This window comes from Achromobacter sp. JCM 18799, from assembly GCF_055395645.1.
This window is the reverse complement of sequence record NZ_AP043866.1, coordinates 6,720,467-6,738,198: the sequence shown is the minus strand read 5'-3', so window position 1 is coordinate 6,738,198 and position 17,732 is coordinate 6,720,467. Positions and strand designations below refer to the sequence as shown.

General features: G+C 66.4%; 15 protein-coding genes. 2 read left to right on the top strand and 13 right to left on the bottom strand.

The features are described from left to right. Both ACZ5YA_RS31855 and ACZ5YA_RS31850 read right to left on the bottom strand, forming a co-directional pair. Entirely contained in the window at window positions 1–1,425 is a 1,425-nt protein-coding gene (locus ACZ5YA_RS31855; RefSeq protein ID WP_059379268.1) for a M20 family metallopeptidase, read from the bottom strand. A 43-nt stretch (window positions 1,426–1,468) separates the two neighbouring features. After that, the gene (locus tag ACZ5YA_RS31850) at window positions 1,469–2,452 is read right to left on the bottom strand and encodes a Bug family tripartite tricarboxylate transporter substrate binding protein (RefSeq protein WP_118934812.1); all 984 of its coding nucleotides are present in this window, start codon (window positions 2,450–2,452) and stop codon (window positions 1,469–1,471) included. A 104-nt stretch (window positions 2,453–2,556) separates the two neighbouring features. On the opposite strand from ACZ5YA_RS31850, the gene ACZ5YA_RS31845 reads away from it, so the two are divergent. Continuing rightward, window positions 2,557–3,504 (top strand): LysR family transcriptional regulator, encoded by a 948-nt coding sequence (locus tag ACZ5YA_RS31845; protein WP_251877218.1) that lies wholly within the window; start codon window positions 2,557–2,559, stop codon window positions 3,502–3,504. A 35-nt stretch (window positions 3,505–3,539) separates the two neighbouring features. Here the strand turns inward: ACZ5YA_RS31845 and ACZ5YA_RS31840 are convergent, their stop codons facing one another. The 4 genes from ACZ5YA_RS31840 to ACZ5YA_RS31825 all read right to left on the bottom strand — a co-directional run bounded on the left by ACZ5YA_RS31840 (window position 3,540) and on the right by ACZ5YA_RS31825 (window position 7,990). Further along, the gene (locus ACZ5YA_RS31840; RefSeq protein WP_059379271.1) at window positions 3,540–4,328 is read right to left on the bottom strand and encodes a 1,6-dihydroxycyclohexa-2,4-diene-1-carboxylate dehydrogenase; all 789 of its coding nucleotides are present in this window, start codon (window positions 4,326–4,328) and stop codon (window positions 3,540–3,542) included. Window positions 4,329–4,350: 22 nt separating this feature from the next. After that, window positions 4,351–5,697 (bottom strand): MFS transporter, encoded by a 1,347-nt coding sequence (locus tag ACZ5YA_RS31835; protein ID WP_059379272.1) that lies wholly within the window; start codon window positions 5,695–5,697, stop codon window positions 4,351–4,353. Window positions 5,698–5,806: 109 nt separating this feature from the next. Beyond that, complete coding sequence (locus ACZ5YA_RS31830) at window positions 5,807–6,721, bottom strand: dioxygenase family protein (RefSeq protein WP_464091716.1); 915 nt, start codon at window positions 6,719–6,721, stop codon at window positions 5,807–5,809. A 42-nt stretch (window positions 6,722–6,763) separates the two neighbouring features. Then, entirely contained in the window at window positions 6,764–7,990 is a 1,227-nt protein-coding gene (locus ACZ5YA_RS31825; RefSeq protein WP_464091715.1) for a muconate cycloisomerase family protein, read from the bottom strand. 153 nt (window positions 7,991–8,143) lie between these two features. On the opposite strand from ACZ5YA_RS31825, the gene cynR reads away from it, so the two are divergent. Further along, the gene (cynR, locus tag ACZ5YA_RS31820) at window positions 8,144–9,055 is read left to right on the top strand and encodes a transcriptional regulator CynR (protein ID WP_059379275.1); all 912 of its coding nucleotides are present in this window, start codon (window positions 8,144–8,146) and stop codon (window positions 9,053–9,055) included. A gap of 4 nt (window positions 9,056–9,059) precedes the next feature. Here the strand turns inward: cynR and ACZ5YA_RS31815 are convergent, their stop codons facing one another. The 7 genes from ACZ5YA_RS31815 to rimP all read right to left on the bottom strand — a co-directional run bounded on the left by ACZ5YA_RS31815 (window position 9,060) and on the right by rimP (window position 17,542). Next, window positions 9,060–9,227 carry a hypothetical protein gene (locus tag ACZ5YA_RS31815; protein WP_223283508.1) on the bottom strand — a complete coding sequence of 56 codons (168 nt, stop codon included), beginning with the start codon at window positions 9,225–9,227 and terminating at the stop codon, window positions 9,060–9,062. A gap of 158 nt (window positions 9,228–9,385) precedes the next feature. Further along, a complete protein-coding gene (gene typA, locus ACZ5YA_RS31810) occupies window positions 9,386–11,209 on the bottom strand; it encodes a translational GTPase TypA (protein ID WP_059379277.1) in 1,824 nt (607 codons plus the stop codon). Then, window positions 11,206–11,958: a tRNA pseudouridine(55) synthase TruB gene (truB, locus tag ACZ5YA_RS31805; RefSeq protein ID WP_464091714.1), complete on the bottom strand. Its 753-nt coding sequence runs from the start codon at window positions 11,956–11,958 to the stop codon at window positions 11,206–11,208. The genes typA and truB overlap by 4 nt, the downstream gene beginning before the upstream one ends. Before the next feature lie 37 nt (window positions 11,959–11,995). After that, on the bottom strand, window positions 11,996–12,397 hold the full coding sequence (rbfA, locus tag ACZ5YA_RS31800) for a 30S ribosome-binding factor RbfA (protein WP_006388333.1): 402 nt from the start codon (window positions 12,395–12,397) through the stop codon (window positions 11,996–11,998). 24 nt (window positions 12,398–12,421) lie between these two features. Next, window positions 12,422–15,472: a translation initiation factor IF-2 gene (gene infB, locus ACZ5YA_RS31795; protein ID WP_118934805.1), complete on the bottom strand. Its 3,051-nt coding sequence runs from the start codon at window positions 15,470–15,472 to the stop codon at window positions 12,422–12,424. 91 nt (window positions 15,473–15,563) lie between these two features. Further along, window positions 15,564–17,042 carry a transcription termination factor NusA gene (gene nusA, locus ACZ5YA_RS31790; protein WP_118934803.1) on the bottom strand — a complete coding sequence of 493 codons (1,479 nt, stop codon included), beginning with the start codon at window positions 17,040–17,042 and terminating at the stop codon, window positions 15,564–15,566. Next, a complete protein-coding gene (gene rimP / locus ACZ5YA_RS31785) occupies window positions 17,039–17,542 on the bottom strand; it encodes a ribosome maturation factor RimP (RefSeq protein ID WP_059379281.1) in 504 nt (167 codons plus the stop codon). Before rimP ends, nusA begins: the two co-directional genes overlap by 4 nt. Between the last annotated feature and the right edge of the window lie 190 nt (window positions 17,543–17,732).

Genomic DNA, 17,732 nt, shown 5'->3' with positions numbered 1-17,732 from the left:
CTATTTGCGCATGAACGACGGCAGAACGTCCGCCGGTATCGGGCAGACATAAGGCTGCCCGCGGCGCGTCTCCATCAGTTCTTCCTTGGCGCGCGCCAGCGCCTCCGGCTGCGTGTACAGATCGGCGGCGGTCGCCGCGATGATCTTGGCGGCGTGCACCATGCCCTTGTGCGCCATGGACATCTTGCCCTGCGCCACCATCTGCCAGGAATGGAACGGCGTGCCGTAGGCGTAGCAGGCGCCCCAGCATTGCGCGGTGGGCGCGACCCAGCTCACGTCGCCCACGTCGGTGGAACCGTAGGTGATCTCGGCTCGGCCGGGCTCGTAGGGCGCCACGCCGGCAAACAGCGGCGTGGGATTGCGCAGCACCGCGCCCAGGTTCTTGCCGGCGTTGTCGATGTCGTCCGCGGAGATCGCGTCCCACATGCGGCGCGCGGCCTGCTGCTCGCCCGCGGTGTAATCGGGACCCTGCAAGGCCAGCATGTTGGCGTACATGATCTGGTTCAGCACGCCGTTGGGGATGTAGTTCGAGCAGGCCTTGTCGAACACGATCTCCAGTTCGCAGCCCGTCATCAGCGCCGCGCCGCGCGCCACGTTCTGCACGCGTTCGTACAGTTCGGCGGCCTGCGAATTGATGGGCGCGCGCACCAGGTACAGCACCTCGGCGCGGGCCTGCACCACGTTGGGCGAAATGCCCCCGCTGTTGGTCACGGCGTAATGCACGCGCGCATCGGGCACCATGTGTTCGCGCAGGTAGTTCACGCCCACGTTCATCAGCTCGACCGCGTCCAGCGCGCTGCGGCCCAGGTGCGGCGAATTGGCCGCGTGCGCCGCGACGCCGCGGAAGCGGAAATAAGCCTGGATGTTCGCCAGCGAAGACTGGTGGAAGATGCCGGTGTGCGATGCGGGATGCCAGGTCAACGCCGCGTCCACGTCATCGAACAGGCCGGCACGCGCCATGAAGGTCTTGCCCGAGCCGCCCTCTTCCGCCGGACAGCCGTAGAAGCGGATGGTGCCGGGCAGGCCGTTGGCCTCCAGGAACTCCTTGACCGCCACCGCCGCGAAATGCGCGGCCGTGCCCAGCAGATGGTGGCCGCAGCCGTGGCCGTTGCCGTTCGGCGTCTCCGGCGAAGGCTGGCAGGCGTAGGCGCCGCTTTCCTGGCTCAAGCCGGACAGCGCATCGTACTCGCCCAGGATGCCGATCACCGGACCGCCGTTGCCGGCCTCGGCCACGAAGGCGGTGGGAATGCCGGCCGCGTCGCGCGTGACGCGAAAGCCGGCGTCCTCCAGCATGGCAATGTGCAGCTCGGCGGACTTGTGCTCGTCGTAGCGCAGTTCGGCCAGGCTCCAGATGCGGTCGCTCAGTTCCGCGTAGCGCTCGCTGCGCGCGTCGATGAACGGCGCAAGTTTATCGATGGCACCCATTGTTTCTCCTGTGGCTGTAATGGCGGGGAAAAAACCGGTCAGGTCACTCGTCGAGCTTGATGCCGGCAGTTTCAATGATTTTGCGGTTGGCGGCCAGCGTCTGCGCGATGCGCTCGGCAAAGGCCTGCGGCGTGCCCGCGTCGGGCTGCGCGCCCATGCCCGCCAGGCGCTGCACCAGCGCGGGATCGGCCAGCGCGCGCACCGCGGCCTGGTTCAGGCGCTGCACCACGGCATCGGGCGTTCCGGCCGGCACGACCAAGCCGAACCAGGTCTGGCCCAGCGCGTTCAGTTGCGGATAACCCAGTTCCGTCATGGTCGGCAGGTCCGGCATGTCGGGCATACGGGCGGGCGCCGACACGGCGATGGCGCGCAGCTTGCCGGCCTTGACCAGCGATTGCGCGGACGCGTACTGGTCCTGCTGCACCTGCACCTCGCCGCCCACCGCGGCCGTCAGCGCCGGCCCCATGCCGCGGTACGGCACGTGCAGCACATCGACCTTCAGGTCCGCGTTCATCGCCGCCAGGTTCAGGTGGCCGAGCGAACCGACGCCGGGCGAACCATAGGAATACTTGCCCGGATGGGCCCGCAGCTCGGCCAGGAATTGCGCAAAATCCTGCGCCGGAAACGCCGGATTCACCATCCACACGACCGGCACCGTCGCCACCGAGGCCACCGGTTTCAGCTGCGTTTCGGGATTGACGCGCTTGGTGCCGTACAGCAGCGGATTGACGGCCATGGTGCTGACCGTGGCCATGCCCAGCGTGTAGCCGTCGGGTTCGGCCCGGGCCACCGCCTCGGTGCCGAGCAGGCCGCCCGCGCCGGCGCGGTTCTCCACCACCACGCTCTGGCCCAGTTCCTTGCGCAGGCCCTCGGCCACCGCGCGTGCCAGCGCGTCGGTGGACCCGCCGGGCGCGAACGGCACGATCAGCCGCAGGGGCTGGGAGGGATAGGCGTCCTGGGCGGCGGCCAGGGACGAAACACTGAAAGTTACGGCGCATACCAGCGCGTGCAGCAGACGGGACTTCATGGACCAGCCACTCCTCGGGAACGGAAGCGATGTAAGGGATCGCAGCATTGTGTCCAGGGCATATCCTTATTTCAAATACATTAATGCGTGGATATATTCGTGTTTTGAATATCTTTCCTGCCTGCGCCATGGACGTCGCTCCCGCCACCCTGCTGTCCCGCCTGCTCGCCAAGGGGCGCCTGCGCCACCTGCAATTGCTGGCCAGCATCGCCGACCTGGGCAGCATCCAGCAGGCGGCCAGCCATATCGGCCTGAGCCAGCCGGCGGCCACCCATGCGCTGGCCGACATAGAGGATCTGCTGGGCGTGCAGCTATTCGAGCGCCATGCCCGCGGCATGCGCACCACGCGCAGCGGCCAGCTCATGGCGGAGTGCGCCCGCAGCATGCTGACGACGCTGCGCGCCTCCACGGATTCGGTGGCGGCCCTGCGCCAGGGCGCCACGGGCAATCTGCGCCTGGGGGCCATCCCGGCAGCCACGGGCGGCCTGCTGGCCGAGCGCCTGCCCGCCTACCTGAACGCGCGCCCGGGATTGCAAGTGGAGGTGGTGGAAGGCAGCCGCGAACAGCTACTGCCCCAGGCCGCCAGCGGCAGCCTGGACATGCTGCTGTGCCGGCGTCCGGAAGCCGTGCCCGCCGGCCTGGAATTCGTGCCGCTGCAGGAGGACGCGGCGGTGATCGTGGCCGCTGCCGGCCACCCGCTGCTGGATGCGGACGGCGCGCCCACGCTGGCGCAGGTGGCGTCCCAACTGTGGATAGAACCCCGCCCGGAACTGGCCATCCATGCGGTGTTCAAGGCCTTCTTCGAACGCGCCGGGGTGGTGCCGCGACTGTGCAGGCTGAGCAGCGCCGCCCCGCCCATGCCGCTGCTCATCGCCGTCATGCAGGCGCAGCAGGCCCTGGTCATGGTGCCGCAGACCTTGGGCAACTGGTACATGCAGCACGGGCATTTCCAGCGCCTGCGCATCGAATCGCCGGGTTCATTCCAGCCGATCGGCGCGATCGTGCGCGACCAGGGACCTGGCCGCGATTTCCTCGACTGGCTGGCGGCCTGAAAAAACACCCCCGAGCCGCCAGCCAGTCCAGCGGGTCAGCCTATGTCGCCGCCCGCCACGTACATGATCTGCCCGGTAATGTAGGACGCCTCGGGCGCGGCCATGAAGCAGATCGCCGCGGCGACTTCCTCGGCCTGCCCCAGCCGGTCCTGCGGCGTGTCACGCAGGCATGACGCATACATCTCGCCCACCCAGGCGGTCTCCTGCTCGGACGGCGTCTCCTGGTTGCGCGGGATCGCCCGCACGCCATTGTCCAGCGCACCCGGCGACACGCAATTGACGCGCACGCCGGACTTCGCCAGCTCCAGGGCCATGCAGACGGTGGCGGCGTGCACGCCGCCCTTGGACGCCGAATACGGCACCCGGTAGATGCCGCGCGTGGCGTTGGAACCCACGTTGACGATGGCGCCCGCGCCCTGCGCCCGCATCACCGGTATGACTTCGCGGCAGGACCACAGCGTCGGCCACAGCGAGCGGTTGACCTCGCGCTGCATCTGCTCGGGCGTGTATTCCCAGAACGGCCGGGTCCAGATCGTGCCGCCCACGTTGTGCACCGACACGTCGATGCGGCCGTTGATTTCCAGCGCCGCGCGCACCATGGACTGCGCGCCCGCATGGGTTTCCAGATCGGCCTGGGCAAAGCTGGCGCGTCCGCCCGCGGCCCGGATTTCCTCGGCCACGGCGGCGCCCTGCTCCTCCGCCCGGTCCACCACGACGACGTGCGCGCCCTCGGCCGCCAGGCGCCGCGCCGTTGCCCGGCCCACGCCCTGCGCGGCGCCGGTCACCAGGGCCACCTGGCCCTCGAAACGTAGATGTGTGCTCATGCTTGTATCGTCCTTTGCGGTATCAATGCGCCGCCGAAAGCGCCCCGTCCGGCCGCGCATGCTTGAGCTTGAGGCTCAGCACCGCCAAAGCCGCGACCGCCAGGGGTATGGCCAGCGCGATGAAGAATCCCGACGGTCCGCCCCAGGCCAGGAAACTGCCGCCGATTGCCGAACCCGCGATCGCGCCCGCGCGGCCCATGCCGATGGCCCAGCCGGTGGCGGTGGCGCGCAAGGCGGTCGGATAAGCGCCCACGACCAGGTAGTTCAGCGCGATCTGCTGTCCGCCGATGCCGAAGCCGGCCGCGCCGACCAGGATGAAGACCAGCGTCCAGTTGTCGCCGGCCTGGCTCAGGCCGACGGCCACCGCGATGCCCAGCGCGAACATGCCGCCCAGCAGCCGCCGGGTGTTGACGCGCGGCAGCACGAAGGACAGCGGAATCGCGCAGATGATGAAGACGGCATTGACGATGACGGTGCCCATGGGCGCCTGCTCGGCGGGCAGGCCCGCGGCCTTCAGCACCGTGGGCAGCCACGACAGCAGCATGAACCACGCCACCCAATTCAGCAGGTACACCGCCCAGATCGCCACCGTCTTGGCGCCGTGGCCGTCCGAGAACAGCGCGCCCACGCCGGCCCGCGCGACGGATTCCTCCGGCACGGTGAACTGCGTGTCCGCGCCCAGCTTGCGGCTCGATATCGCCGACAGGACGCGCGCGATATAGCGCTGGCTTTCCGGATCGCGGCGCGTGGCCTTGAAGTACAGCGACTCGGGCAGCATCACGAAGGCCACGGCCAGCAGGACCAGCGGCGCCAGGCCGCCAACGATGAAGATGCCTTCCCAGCCGATCACGGGCAGCATGCGGGCGGCCAGCAGGCCGCCCAGCATGGCGCCCGCCGGCAGGCCCAGCAGCACGCCGGTCATGATGGCGCCGCGCAAACGGGCCGGACCGTACTCGGCGGCCAGCGCCAGCAGCACCGGCGTGCACCCGCCCATGCCCAGTCCGGCAATGAAGCGCAGCACCAGGATGTGGGTGGTGTCGGTGGCCCAGGCCGTGGCCAGCGTGGACAGGCCGAACAGGGCCAGGCCCAGCATGATGGCCGGACGGCGGCCGATGCGGTCGCCGATCAGGCCCAGGGTCATCGCACCCACCGTCATGCCGACGATGCCGGCGGTCAGAATGGGCGCCAGGGCGCCCGCCTTCAAATCGAAAGCGGCCAGGATCGCGGGTCCGGTAAAGGCGATCGCCTGTGTATCGAAGCCGTCGAAAAGCGCGATCAGAAAGCACAGGATCAGCACGCGCCATTGAAAGGCGCCCAGCCGTTCCTGGTCGATCAGCGTGGGTATCGACCAGCTGGAAGTCGCGGTCATGATGGTTGTCTCCATGGCGCGGCCGAACCCGGCCTCGCGCCTGCGGGTTGTTCTAGGTGGTTTGGGGAAAAAATGGCGGCGCCGCTTGCGGGGGCCGCCCAGGCATCGGTCAGGCGGTGGCGCGGTCCATGCGGGCTTGCGGACGGGCCTCGTCGGCGTCCAGCGCCGGCTGCACCACAAAGTCGAAACAGACGCGTGTGAACGGCGCGTTCACGCCCAGGCTCTCATAGCCGGCGGCCGGCGTATTGGGCTGCAGTTCGACCACCAGGCCGTCGCGCGTGGCGAAGGCGAAGTCATCGTCCAGGAAGGTGTCGCCCGGAATGTTGACCTGCGTGGTCAAGGTGCGCTGGCCTTCGGCGGCGATCAGGAAGTGGATGTGGGCCGGCCGGTTGCCATGGCGGCCCAGCGCCACGAACAGTTCGGACGTGGGGCTGTTCGGCGGAATCGCGTAGCCCGGCGGAATGAAGCTGCGGAAGCGGTAGCGGCCTTGCGCGTCGGTCTTGATCTTGCGGCGCAGGTGGTAGTCCGCCTGATCGGGATCGAAGTGCGAATAGCGCCCCAGCTCGTTGGCATGCCAGACGTCCACCAGCGCGCCGGCGACGGGATTGCCGTCCACGTCGCGCACCTGCCCTTCCATCACCAGCACCGTGCCGGCTGCGGGATCTTCGTCCAGACGGGCCTCGCCGTCGGACAAGGGCGCGCCCGCGATGTAGAGCGGCCCCTCGATCGCGCGCGGCGTGCCGGCGGCGCGGCCGGCGGCCTCGTCGGCTTCTTCCTCGCGGATGTCGATCAGGCGGTCAAAGCCCAGGCCGGCCGTGATCAATCCCAGCTGGCCGCTGGCGCCCAGGCGCGCCAGCCAGTCCACGCCCGCCCAGAATTCGTCGGGCTTGATGTCGAGATCGTCGATCGCGCGGAACAGGTCCGACACGATGCGCTGCGTGATCTGCCGGACGCGGTCGTTGCCCGGATTGACCTGGGAGCTGTTGACCAGGTCCAGTAGTTGTTGCTGGGTATATTCAGCCATGATGCGTCTCCTGCTTTTTGGAATGATCGGAAAAGTGGTGGGTCAGGTCGCGGCGGTCTCGCCGCGGCGGCCGAAGTCGACCGTGGCAGGCGTCAGGCCAGCCCTTGCGCGGTCAAAGCGTTCCAGCCGTTTTTCGTCGACGACGACGCCAAAGCCGGGGCCGTCGGGAAGATGGAGTTCGAAGTCGCGCACGGCCATGGGCTGCTCGACGATGTCGTCGACCAGCAACTGCGGGCCGAACAGTTCGCAACCGTGGTGCTGGTCGGAAAGCGTGGCGAACACGTGCGCCGATGCCGCGCTTCCCAGCGAGGTTTCCAGCATGGTGCCGCCGTACCAGCCGATGCCGGCGGCTTGCGCCACGGCCGCGACCTCGCGCGTGCGCAGCAGCCCGCCATGCTTGGCGACCTTCAGGGAAAACACATGGCAGGCGCGCTGCGAGGCCAGCATGTAGGCGTCCTGCGCGGAGCACACGGTTTCGTCCGCCATGATCAGCGCGGCGGAACCCAGCGACTGCGTCGCTTCGCGCAAGGCCTGCACGTCCCACTTCGCCACGGGCTGTTCGATCAGGGTCACGCCGGCCTCCACCAGCTGCGGCAGATAGCGGCGCGCCGTGTTGCCGTCCCAAGCCTGGTTGACGTCCACCGTCATGTCGGCGCGGCCGTCCAGGCCGCGCGCGATGCGGGTCACGTGCGCCACGTCATCCGCCGGACTGCGCGCGCCGATCTTGAGCTTGAACAGGCGATGGCGGCGCGCCTGCATCATCTGCTCGGCCTCCTCCAGATCGCGCTGCGAATCGCCGCTGGCAAGCGTCCAGGCCAGCGGCAGGCGTTCGATGCGCTTGCCGCCCAGCAACTGCCAGGCCGGCACGCCCAGGCTGCGCGCCACCGCATCGATCAGCGCCATTTCCACCGCGCTCTTGGCAAACGCATTGCCCTTGCAGACGGCATCGAAGCGATTGATGTGTTCGGCGAACCTGCGCGCATCGGCGCCTGTCACAGCGGGAGCCAGGTAATTCTGGATCGCATGCAGGATGGTTTCCGGCGACTCCTCGTTCCAGGACGGTCCGCCTATCGTGGCCGCCTCGCCAAACCCGCAGGCACCGTTGGCCAGCCACAGCTGCACGATGACCGGGCTTTGCCGGTTGATGGCGCCGAACGAGAACTTGTGCGGCCGGATCGTCGGGATGTCGACGATTCTTGCGTGGATGCGCTCGATGCGCCAGGTGGCGTCGTCTGCCGTGATCGGAGCCGGGGTCGAAACGGATGTCATAAAGCCTGAAGCCCTGCGTGAGTGATGCGGCAAGATTAGGGCTCGGCCGGTTTTGCATCCAATGATTTATATTGCATTTATCATTCGATATTATCGAACAATATACTTGCAATCATCGGCCGCCAAGACCGGCTGGTCGCCAGGAGTCTCTCGATGGAACTGCGCCAGTTGCGCTACTTTCTCAGCGTCGCCGACACCGAGCACCTGACCCGCTCGGCCGACGCCCTGCACGTCACGCAATCCACCCTGTCGCACGGCCTGCGGCAACTGGAAGAAGAACTCGGCATGCCCTTGTTCGACCGCATCGGCCGGGGGCTGCGCCTGTCGCAGGCGGGCCGGGTGCTGCGCGACCACGCCAGCCGGGCGCTACAGGAAATCGAAGCCGGCAAGATGGCCCTGGCGGATCTGGCCGGCCTGCAGGCGGGGTCCCTGACCATAGGCGTCATTCCCACCTTCCTGACCCATTTCGTGCCGGACGCGGTGGCCGGATTCAGCCTGGCCTTTCCCAAGGTCCAGATTCAGGTGCGCGATCTGCGGGCAGGCCCCATCGAAGACCTGCTGGTCAGCGGCCAGTTGGACCTGGGCATTTCCTTCCATCCGGCGCTGCGTGAAGAAATCGAGGCGCAACCCCTGTTCGACGAGCGCCTGCAGGTGGTGGTCGGCAAGAACCACCCGCTGGCCTCGCGGCGCAGCCTGCGCATGCGCGATCTCGCGGGCGTGCCGCTGGCGCTGCTGCCGCGCAGCTTCGCCACGCGCCGCATGATAGACGCGGCCTGCGCCCAGGCGGGCCTGATGCCCGACGTGCGGGTGGAAATGGAGTCGGTGGACGCCCTGATCCACCTGTGCCGGCAAGGTGAGCTGGCCACCATCGCCGCCGAACATGCGGCGGGCGCGGCCGGATCGGGGCTCAAGAGCATCGCGCTCACCGACCCGACCACCATCCGCCGCGCAGCCATCCTGTGGCGCAAGGAAGCCTCGCGCAGCCGCGCCGCGCAAGAGTTCGCCGCCCGGCTGCTGGATGCGGTACAGCGCCTGCCCGGCGCGGCGGCCGCTTCCAGCCACTGAGGTTCTAGCTCTGCAAATCTCGGTGGGCGTTCCCGTCCCAGATGGTGCGCAGCACCGCGCCCACGGCATCGTTGCTGTTCCTCGCGGCCATAAGGTCCCTCAGCCGTTCCATCAGGGCGGGCTGTTCAGGCATGTTGGCGGAAGGCAGGCCGGGCGCGCGCAGGCGGGCCATGCCGGCCCCCAATGCGGATTCATTCAGGCAGGCCAGCCACGCCCGAAGCGACGTGTGCGACCGAGTAAGGAACAGCGCGGCGCGGCGCCGGGCAAAAAAAACGCAGCCCACGGGCTGCGTTTTTCTGATGTCACGCGCAGCAAGGCTGCGCGCAATTATCAGACGGCGGATTCGCGCGCGGCGCGCTTGCGCTCGTTTTCCAGCAGGAAACGCTTGCGCAGGCGGATCGACTTGGGCGTGATTTCCACGAGTTCGTCGTCGTCGATGAATTCCACGGCGTACTCCAGCGACATCTGGATCGGCGGAACCAGGCGCACGGCTTCGTCGGTGCCCGAGGCGCGCACGTTGGTCAGCTGCTTGCCCTTGATGGGGTTCACGACCAGGTCGTTGTCGCGGCTGTGGATGCCGATGATCATGCCTTCGTACAGCGCATCGCCCGGGCTCACGAACATGCGGCCGCGATCCTGCAGCTTCCACAGGGCGTAGGCCACGGCGTCGCCGTGATCCTGGCTGATCAGCACGCCGTTGCGGCGCTCGCCTATCGAGCCTTCCTTGATGGGAGCGTATTCATGGAAGATGTGGCTCATCAAGCCGGTGCCGCGCGTCAGCGTCAGGAACTCGTTCTGGAAGCCGATCAGGCCGCGGGCCGGGATCAGGTACTCCAGGCGGGTACGGCCGCGGCCGTCCGGCTGCATGTCCTGCAGGTCGCCCTTGCGGCGGCCCAGCTCTTCCATCACGCCGCCCTGGTGGGCGTCTTCGACGTCGACGGTCAGCGATTCGAACGGCTCGCACTTCACGCCGTCGATATCCTTGAACACCACGCGCGGACGCGACACGGCCAGCTCGTAGCCCTCGCGGCGCATCGTTTCCAGCAGAATGGTCAGGTGCAGTTCACCGCGGCCCGACACTTCGAACACCGTGTCGTCGCCCGTGTCGCGCACGCGCAGCGCCACGTTGGACTTCAGTTCGCGGTCCAGGCGGTCGCGCAGCTGGCGGCTGGTCACGAACTTGCCTTCGCGGCCGGCCAACGGCGAGGTGTTCACCATGAAGTTCATGGTCAGGGTGGGCTCGTCGATGCGCAGCATCGGGAACACGTCCTGGTTGGCGGTGTCGGTCACCGTGCAGCCGATGCCCAGTTCTTCGATGCCGTTGATCAGCACGATGTCGCCGGCTTCGGCTTCGTCCACGACGATGCGCTCCAGGCCGTGGAACTTCAGCACCTGGTTGATGCGGCCGCGGCCGCCCTGGCCTTCGGGACCGAACTTGTAAGCCACTTCCATGCCGGGACGCATGCGGCCGCGGTTGATGCGGCCCACGCCGATCTTGCCGACGTAGCTGTTGTAGTCCAGCGAGATGATCTGCATCTGCAGCGGACCGTTGGGATCGTCGTCGCGCTGCGGCACGTGTTCGAGGATGGCTTCGAACAGCGGACGCATGTTGCCTTCGCGCACGTCAGGATTCAGGCCGGCGTAGCCCGACAGGCCCGAGGCGTAGATCACCGGGAAGTCCAGCTGCTCGTCGGTGGCGCCCAGCTTGTCGAACAGGTCGAAGGTGGCGTTGATGACGAAATCGGTGCGGGCGCCAGGACGGTCGACCTTGTTGACCACGACGATGGGCTTCAGGCCCAGGGCCAGCGCCTTGCGGGTCACGAAGATGGTCTGGGGCATGGGGCCTTCAACCGCATCCACCAGCAGCAGCACGCCGTCGACCATGGACAGCACGCGCTCGACTTCGCCGCCGAAGTCCGCGTGTCCCGGGGTGTCGATGATGTTGATGTGCGTGCCTTCGTATTCGACGGCACAGTTCTTGGCCAGAATCGTAATGCCGCGTTCTTTTTCCAGGTCGTTCGAGTCCATGACCCGTTCGGTCAGCGCCTGGTTTTCGCGGAAGGTGCCGGATTGGCGCAGCAGCTGGTCGACCAGGGTGGTTTTACCGTGGTCCACGTGGGCGATGATGGCGACGTTGCGCAAGGCGCGAGTCATAGCGAGTCCTTTAAGGTCAGGGTGGAGGGCAGCAAGCCCTCCGGCAATTCGTTCAATGCAAGCAATGCCTGCTTGGGGTCTGGCATGGCCTGCAAGGCATCCAGCGCAACGGCGCGTTCCAGGGAAAACGGCCCGACGTGCGTGCGCCGCAGCGCCGTCAGGTGGGCGTAACAGCCCAGCACGCGCCCGATGTCCTGGGCCAGCGTCCGGATGTATGTGCCTTTACTGCATGCCACATCGATCTCTGCCTCGGTCCCGTTCAGGGACAGCAGTTCGATGCGGTAAATCGTGATCTGGCGCGGCGGCCGTTCCAGCTCGATGCCGGCGCGCGCGTACTCGTACAAGGGCTTGCCGTCGCGCTTGAGCGCCGAATACATGGGCGGAATCTGCTCGATCGTGCCCGAGAAACGTGACAGCGCGTCGCGCAGCGACTGCTCATCCACGGTAAAGCCCGGCTCGGCGGTGGACACGACATTGCCGGTCAGGTCGCCAGAATCGGTTTCGGAGCCAAATTGCAGCGTAGCGCGATATGCCTTGTCGGCGTTGAGCATCGCGCCGGAAATCTTGGTTGCGCGTCCCATGCAGCACACCAGCAGGCCGGTGGCAAAGGGATCCAGCGTGCCGGTGTGGCCGGCTTTCGCCGCGTCCATGGCGCGTTTGGCGCGTTGCAGGGCGTGGTTACTCGACAAACCCACGGGTTTGTCGAGCAACAGCACACCGTCGAGCGTAAGCCCGCGTCGTTTAGCCATCGTCGGAATCCGGTTTAAAGCAGTGACGACAGCCCGATCAGGACTGGTCTTCAGGTTCGTCGGGCACGCCCGAGTGCGGGCCGGGCCGGTTTGCGCGGTCGATGAGGATCGACATTTCGATGCCACGGGCGATCTGCTCGTCGTGGAAGAAGCGCAAAGTGGGGACAGTGTGTATGTGCAGCAGCTTGTACAGCTGGGAATGCAGCCAACCGGCTTTTTCGTTCAGCAAGGCGGTCGCGGCTTCGGGCTCGGCGCCCAAAACCGTGAAATACACCTTGGCATGCGCGTAATCGGTCGACAGTTCCACACCAGAGAGCGTGATCAGTCCAGCGCGGGTCGTGTCGATCTCGCGCTGGATGATCCCGGCCAGATCCTTCTGGATCTGGTCGGCCAGCCGCAGATTGCGGCCGGGGATGGCTTTGGACTTGTGACGGCTCATTGGAAAAAATGCCTCGCGGTCGCCTTACAGCGTACGCGCGATTTCCTTGATTTCAAAGACTTCCAGCTGGTCGCCCACCTGGATGTCGTTGTTGCCGCGCAGCGTAAGGCCGCAGTCGAAACCCGACTTGACTTCCTTGACGTCGTCCTTGAAGCGGCGCAGCGAATCGAGCTGGCCGGTCCACTGGACCACGTTGTTGCGCAGCAGGCGGACTTGCGAATCGCGACGCACCAGGCCGTCCAGCACCATACAACCGGCGATGTTGCCGATGCGGGAAATGCTGTAAACCTCGCGGATCTCGACCAAGCCGATGACTTCTTCCTTCTTCTCGGGCGCCAACATGCCCGACATGGCTGCCTTCACCTCATCCACGGCGTCGTAGATGATGTTGTAGTAGCGCACGTCGATGCCGTTGTTCTCCGCCAGTTTCTTGGCGCTGGCTTCGGCGCGGACGTTGAAGCCGATGACGACGGCGTTCGAGGCGATGGCCAGGTTGATGTCGCTTTCCGAGATGCCGCCCACGGCGGCGTGCACGACCTGCACGCGCACTTCGTCGGTCGACAGCTTGACCAGGGACTGCACCAGCGCTTCCTGCGAACCCTGGACGTCGGTCTTCACGATCAGGGCCAGGGTCTGCGTGCCCTCGCCCAGGTTGTCGAACATGGACTCGAGCTTGGCGGCCTGTTGGCGGGCCAGCTTGACGTCACGGAACTTGCCCTGGCGGAACAGCGCGATTTCGCGCGCCTTGCGCTCGTCGGACAGCACCATCAGCTCGTCGCCAGCGGCCGGCACTTCGGTCAGGCCCTGGATTTCCACAGGGATCGACGGACCGGCTTCCTGGATCGGCTTGCCGTTTTCGTCCAGCATGGCGCGCACGCGGCCAAAGCTTGCGCCGGCCAGCACCACGTCGCCACGGTGCAGGGTGCCGCTTTGCACCAGGATGGTCGCGACCGGGCCGCGGCCCTTGTCGAGACGGGCTTCGATCACCAGGCCCTTGGCGGGCGCGTCGACGGGAGCCTTCAATTCCAGCACTTCGGCTTGCAGCAGCAGGTTTTCGAGCAGATCGTCGATGCCCTCGCCGGTCTTGGCCGACACGGACACGAACGGCACGTCGCCGCCGTATTCTTCCGGCACCACTTCCTCGGCAACCAGTTCCTGCTTGACGCGTTCGGGGTTGGCGGAGGGCTTGTCGATCTTGGTCATGGCCACGACCATCGGAACGCCTGCGGCCTTCGCGTGGTGAATGGCTTCGCGGGTCTGCGGCATCACGCCGTCGTCGGCCGCGCAGACCAGGATGACGATGTCGGTCGCCTTGGCGCCGCGGGCGCGCATGGCGGTGAACGCCTCGTGGCCCGGGGTGTCAAGGAAGGTCACCATGCCGCGTTCGGTCTGAACGTGGTAGGCACCGATGTGCTGCGTAATGCCGCCGGCTTCGCCCGCGGCAACCTTGGCGCGGCGGATGTAGTCCAGCAGCGAGGTCTTGCCGTGGTCGACGTGGCCCATGACGGTCACGACCGGCGCACGCGGCAGCTGTTCGGCTTCCGACACGCTGGCGGTTTCGTCCAGGAAGGCTTCCGGGTCGTCGAGCTTGGCGGCGATCGCCACGTGGCCCAGTTCCTCGACCACGATCATGGCGGTTTCCTGGTCCAGCACCTGGTTGATGGTGACCATCTGGCCCAGCTTCATCAGTTGCTTGATGACTTCGGCGGCCTTGACGGACATCTTGTGAGCCAGGTCGGCCACGCTGATGGTTTCCGGCACGTGAACTTCACGCGCGATGAATTCCTGCGGCGCCGGCTCGTTGCGGCGATCGTTCTGCTGGTTGCGGCCGCCTCGGCCGCCCTTGCCGCCACCCTTGCCGCCAGCGCGCCAGCCGTCGCGGCTGGCCGGGGCTGCCGGCTTGTCCGCGGGCTTCTTGCGCGAGGCGTCATCGGACCAGGTCGAAGCGACTTCGGCGGTCTTGATGGTCTTCTTCGCGCCGGGAGCGGCGGGCTTGGCGTCCTTCTTGGCGCCAGGAGCGGCGCCCGGCTTGCCAGCCGGCTTGTGCAGCGTGCCGGAGATAGGCGCGGCAGCGGCGGGCGCTTCCGGTTCGGGAGCGCGCAGCACCTTGCGCGGACGGTTCAGCATCTCGCGCAGGGCGGCGGCTTCAGCCTCGGCCTTGCGGCGAGCTTCATCGCGGGCCGCCGGCTGGGCGGAAGCCGCGAGAGGCGGGCCGGCGCGGCGGTTGTCCGCGCGGTTGCCAACCTTGACGGCGGGCGCGGCGGGCTCGGGCTTCGCGGCGGTTTTGACGGGTTCGGACTTCGCAGCAGGCTGAGCCTGGGCGACAGGCGCGGTGGCCTGGGAGGAAGATGTTTCGGACTTATTGGCTAGCACAACGGGTTCCGGCTTGGCTTCTTCAGCCTGGGGCTCGGTGGATTCAGTCTTGACTTCGGGCTTGGCCTCTTCGGCCACGGGCTCGGCAGGAGCAGGCGCCGGCGTCGGTTCGGGTTCAGGCTGGGCCTGGACCTCGGCGGCTTTCGCCTCGACGGGAGCGGGCGCTTCGGCCGCGACGGATTCAACAGGCGCGGGCGCTTCAACCGGCGCGGGCGCTTCTGCAGCAACGGGCTCTTCAGCCTTGGCCGGGGCAACAGCCTCGGCCTGGACGGGAGCGGTCTCGCGAGGAGCGGCAGCAGAGGGAGCCTCGGGCGCGACGGGCGCCGACACTTCCTGCGGCGCCGCTTCGGCGGCTGCTTCCTCTTCGGCACGCGCGGACGCGGCCTGTTCCAGGGCGATTTCGGAGGGATCACGCTTGACGAACACGCGCTTCTTGCGCACTTCGACTTGAATCGTGCGCGAACGGCCGGTGGCATCCGCCTGGCGGATCTCGGACGTCTGGCGGCGCGTCAAGGTGATCTTCTTGCCTTCGGTCGCGCCGTGGGCGCGACGCAGCGATTCGAGCAATTTCGCCTTGTCGCTGTCGGTGACGGAATCGTCGACCGATTTGAGGTCAACGCCAGCCGAGCGCAGCTGATCCAGCAGCACATTGGCAGGCATTTTCAGCTCGGTAGCGAACTGCGCGACGGTATTACTCGACATTAGGCTCTCTCTTCCCTATATGCAGCTATTACAAACAACGTGAACTCGCGGCGGCGGATATTCCGCCCGCCACGGACCCGTGTCCTTTTGGTTATTCCTCGTCGAACCAATGGGCGCGGGCACGCATGATGAGATCGCTGGCTTCCTGCTCGGTCAGACCGGCGATTTCCGCCAGTTCGTCCGTCGCCAGTTCGGCCAGATCATCACGCGTATGCACTTGACGCTCGGCCAGCTTGGCAGCCAGTTCGGGCGTCATGCCTTCGAGTTCGAGCAAATCCTGCGCGGTCTCAAGGCGCTCTTCCTGGGCGATCGCCTCGGTCAGCAGCGCATTGCGGGCACGGGCGCGCAACTCATTGATGGTGTCTTCGTCAAAGGCCTCGATTTCCAGCAATTCCTGCATGGGCACGTAGGCGATTTCCTCGATACCGGTAAAACCTTCGTCGATCAGGATGTCAGCGACTTCCTCGTCGACGTCCAGCTTGCTCATGAACGTGGAGCGCAGGCCCGAACGCTCGACTTCCTGGCGGTTCAGGCTTTCTTCCGGCGTCATGATGTTGATCTGCCAGCCGGTCAGCTCGGAAGCCAGGCGGACGTTCTGGCCCTTGGCGCCAATGGCCTTGGGCAGGTTTTCCTCGTCCACCACGACGTCCATCGCGTGCTTGTCTTCATCAACGACGATGGACTCGACGTTGGCCGGCGCCAGGGCGCCGATGACAAACTGAGCGGGGTCTTCCGACCACAGCACGATATCGACCTGTTCGCCGCCCAGCTCGTTGCGCACGGCGGTCACGCGCGAACCGCGCATGCCCACGCAGGTGCCGATCGGGTCGATGCGCTTATCGTATGCCACCACGGCGATCTTCGCACGCACGCCGGCGTCGCGGGCCGCGGCTTTGATCTCGAGCAGGCCTTGCTCGATTTCGGGGACTTCGTTCTCGAACAGCTGGCGGATGAATTCCGGCGCGGTGCGCGACAGGATCACCTGCTGGCCGCGCGCGGCGTGGTCTACGCGCAACACAAAGGCGCGAACGCGGTCGGCCACCCGGAGGTTTTCCTTCGGGATCATTTCGGAACGCGGCAGGCGCGCTTCGATCTTGCCGGTTTCGACGATGGCGTCGCCCTTGTCCATGCGCTTGATCGTTCCGGACACGATGGTTTCGCCACGGTCCAGGAAGTCGTTCAGCACCTGTTCGCGCTCGGCGTCGCGGATCTTCTGCAGAATGGCCTGCTTGGCCGCCTGCGCGCCGATGCGGCCGAACTCGATGGGTTCGAGCGGCTCTTCGATGTACTCGCCTTCCTTGATACCGGGAACGATTTCCAGCGCGTCCGACAGCATTTCCTGCTTGTCGGGCTCTTGCAGGCCTGCCTCATCGGGCACGACCAGCCAGCGGCGGAAGCCTTCGTGATCGCCCGTGTCCCTATCGATGGCGACACGGATGTCAGCATCATCCTTGAAGCGCTTTTTCATCGCCGAGGCCAGCGCGCTTTCCAGCGCTCCGAACACGACGTCGCGCGTGACGTTCTTTTCACGCGCCAAGGCATCGACCAACAGAAGAATTTCGCGACTCATCGCTTTTTGCCCTTGAAATCCAGAACGGGATCCAGTTTTGCACGTTCGATATCGTCGACCGTGAAATTCAACACCTGGACTTCGTTCTTTTTTGCCTCAAATTCGAGACCGAACACGGTCTTTTGCATTCCAGCAGCCGCGTCGGAGGCTGCGGCATCGTCTTCGGGCACCGTCAGGGTGCCGGCAAAGACCTTGCGGCCGTCCAATGCCTCGCGCAGCTTGATTTCGATGCGCTCGCCTGCGAACCGGCGGAAGTCGGCCTCGTTGCGCAGCGGGCGGTCGACGCCCGGCGAACCGACCTCCAGTCGTTTGTAGTCGACGTTCTCGACTTCGAACACCCGCGACAACTGGCGGGACACCTGTTCACAGTCTTCGATGCGCACACCGCCGACCCGATCGATCGTGACGCGCAAAAGGCCCAGGGCGGCACGCTCGACGTCCACGAGTTCGACGTCCATGCCGGCCAGAGCCTCTTTGGTCAATGCGAATAAATCAGCCATATACTCAAAAAAAATGGGCTGCACGCCCAGCCCACCGTATTGCACAGCGCCCAGCCGCCACCCTACTGCACGTAAGGAGCAATGCTGGGCAGTGCCCTATATTGCGACCTAAATTTGGCTTGCGCCGCCCAGGCCATTAAGACCGCCGCCCCAACCCGCAATCCGGGCCAGGCAGCACCAGGCGCAAAGT